Annotated in this window: 2 protein-coding genes; both read right to left on the bottom strand. The window is 37.0% G+C overall.

Going from position 1 to position 3,323, the window contains the following annotated elements:
- Positions 1-1,780: condensation domain-containing protein (locus AC1DG9_RS25370; RefSeq protein WP_477635493.1), on the bottom strand; the 1,780-nt coding region annotated here is incomplete at its 3' end.
- A gap of 11 nt (positions 1,781-1,791) precedes the next feature.
- Positions 1,792-3,323, bottom strand: a 1,532-nt coding sequence (locus tag AC1DG9_RS25375) for an aspartate aminotransferase family protein (RefSeq protein WP_477635494.1), incomplete at its 5' end; no start/stop codon positions are given.

Here is a 3,323-nt window from a genome sequence, read left to right on the forward strand (position 1 = left end):
TAAGTTCTCGATTGCCTGCTTCCTTAATTCGTTTTATCGTTTCAGTGTCGCATATTAACATGCTTGCTGTCGATTCRGAAATCATATAGCTAATCCTTTGTTCCGGGAATTCAGGATCAATTGGAATATAAGCTGCCCCAGCCTTTAGAATTCCGATTATTCCAATTATTGTCTCTATAGATGGTTTTATGCAAATTGCTACAAGTGTTTCTGTTTTGACTCCTTTGCTGATTAAATGGTTTGCCAGTTGATTAGACTTTTCGTTTAACTGATTGTAAGTTAATTTTTTACCCTCATAGACTACAGCATTACTATCTGGGCTGTCAAGAACTCTTTGATTAAATAGGTCTAGAATTGTTCTGTCGGCAATTAGAGTCTGATTTATTGTGGTGGGAAACGGATTCTTGTTTATTAATGAGTCTTTGATTAGTACTTCAGGATTATCCGTTACGGTTTTTAATAAAGACTCAAATTCCGACATCATACTGTCGATGGTATCGGATCTGAATAGATTTGTATTGTACGCCCATTCAAATGTCATTGCGTTTTTAGAGCCGGTAACATTTAACGAAATTTCGAAGGTTTGGGCTACTCTTGCGTTGGAAAAAAGTCTATGAGTTAAACCATCAAATGATACTTTTTCATCCATACCCATGTCTATGTTAAAAACAATAGGAACCAGTGGTATGTGAGCTTTATCCCTCTTAATGGGTAACTTTTTGAGCAATTCACTAAAAGTTAGTCTTTGGAAATCGTAAGCGTCATACACTTCACCCTTTCTTCTTTTTAAATAATCTAAGAAAGACGATTTCGGATCAACTTTGCTGTCAAGTGGCAGTAAATTTACACAATGGCCAACCAGTCCAAAATTCCCTGTTGCAGCCTGTCCGGATGATGGAAGACCAATAACAATATCTTGTTGCCCTGTTCGGTGATGTAACAAGATTTCAAATACACTTAGAAGAGTAATAACTACACTGCTACCTGCTTTTGCTGATAACAACTTTATTGGATTCAATAGATCATTTTTCAGAATGTAATCATTTCGTTGACCAGTATAAGTCCGAACTGAAGGCCGTGTGTAATCTATTGGTAAATTAAGTGTAGGAACATTATGCTTATACTTATTGATCCAGAAATTCTGGGTTTCAATATATTCACTGCTATTTGTAAAGTTAATCTGTTGTAAGGTATAATCACTGATTTGTTCTGCAGGTTCTAATTGAGGAAAAGTGTCATGTACATAGGAATTATACATTTTACTTAAGTCTTCCAGAATAATTCCAATTGACCAGCCATCGCCAATAATGTGGTGTATTATGAGCGTAAAGTAATGAACATTTTCTTCAATCTTGTGCAGGTATATTCTAAATAATGGACCTTCATAAAGATCAAAAGGAGTAGCCATTTCCTTTTGGACAAACTCATGAAAATTGTTCAATCTTTTATCTAAGTCAATACCGGTTAAATCATCCGTAATGATTGAAAACGAGAGTTCTTTATATATTATTAAGTTTTCTCCATTTTTACTGACAGTAGATCTTAATGCTTCGTGTCTGGCAATTAAGCTATCGATGGCTTTTTTAAATGCCTCCTGATAAAAAACACCTCTTAACTCAAGAGAAACAGACTCATTATAGGCCAGACTAGCTTCATCACCACCTAAAATACAGGATAGCCATAGTTCTCTTTGCGGTTCATTAGTAATTGTTACTTTTTCAATCTCATTTTCACCGAAAGGATTAAAATCTACAGCAACGTATTCAAAATCTTTATTCATTAGTAACGGCGTTAGAAACGTATCTGTAAATACTGATCTTTATTCTGTTCATCTTTAATGAACCATGCCGGATTTCCTTCAACATCCTTTCCCAGTCTGGCACCTCTTACAGGAGGATTATCGGCATTGATCACGATTTTATCTGTGCTGAATTTTGAATATGTTTTTGAATTGGTCTCAGTAACAGCTCTGTTCAAAAAGAAACCGGCATTAATCATTTCATCCATACTCTCTATAAAGCAATTAATCAATTGTTCAATATCAGCATGCGAGGTTGCTTCTGTTACGAAACATGGGAAACCATCAAGTATATGGATGCCCTTTTGCCTCATTAAGGTAAACATTAATTCGCTATAAGGAATTTCCTCGTGGAATTTAACCTTCCATAAGGATCCATAATTGGCAATAAAGAAAGGCAGCTGTCTTTTTTCTATTTCCTTATTAAGTGTTTTAGCAATATAGTTTCCTTTTTCATTTAGCTCTTGTTGTAATTTTGGTCCCTTTTCTTTCATGTATATTAAAGATGCTTTTGCGGAAGCCAAAGCTAAAGGGTGACGAACAAATGTTCCTGCAAAGTAAGTTACACCTACTTCTGGATATGAACCATCTCCATAATTCCAGGTGCCTCCATCAAGCGCATCCATAAATTCTTTTTTTCCGGCAATCACCCCAATAGGAATACCTGCGCCAACAACCTTGCCGTAAGACGCAAGGTCTGCACGGACATTAAACAAAGCCTGTGCACCGCCAGGATGCATCCTGAAACCCGTGATTACCTCATCAAATATTAAAGCTGATCCGCTGGCAGAGGTGATTTTTCTTACTTCTTTAACAAAATCTATTGGTACAAACTCGGGACGTCTGCTTTGTATCGGCTCAATAAGGACTGCAGCGATCTCATCTGCTCTCTCTTTAATTATAGCCAAAGCTTCTTCTGTTCCGTAATCGAGCACAAGTATATTTTTAACTGCATCGGGCATTATGCCGGCCGCTGCCGGAAATGATTTTAATTTCTTGGTTCCCCTAACCAATACCTCGTCAATAATACCATGATATGATCCTGTAAAGGCGACAATCAACGATCTGCCTGTAACGGTTCTGGCAATTCTAATACAGCCGAGTACTGCTTCAGATCCAGTGCTGCAAAGCGCTGATCTATCAAATCCGGTAAATTCACATACTAATTTACTCACTTCGGCTGCAAGCTCGTGCTGTGGGCCCACCTCATATCCGCTTTCAATTTGATCGTGCATTGCTTTTTTGATAACATCTGGTTGGTAACCAAGTAAGTTGGAACCAAACCCATTCAATACATCAATGTATTCATTACCGTCCAGATCCCACATTTTACTACCACTCGATTTATTTATTACAATAGGGTATATGAGCTCTTTTGTTAAGGGTTTAAAGCCAGAAACAACCCTTGGGTCGGCCATGTAATTCCGGCTTTCCTCCGCATATTTTTTGCTTTTAAATGTTCTCTGATTATAACTTTCAATTAAGTTTTTGAGAAAGCTCAACTGATTTATATTAAGTTCTGTTG

It is taken from the genome of Pedobacter sp. 05L430 (genome assembly GCF_056397585.1).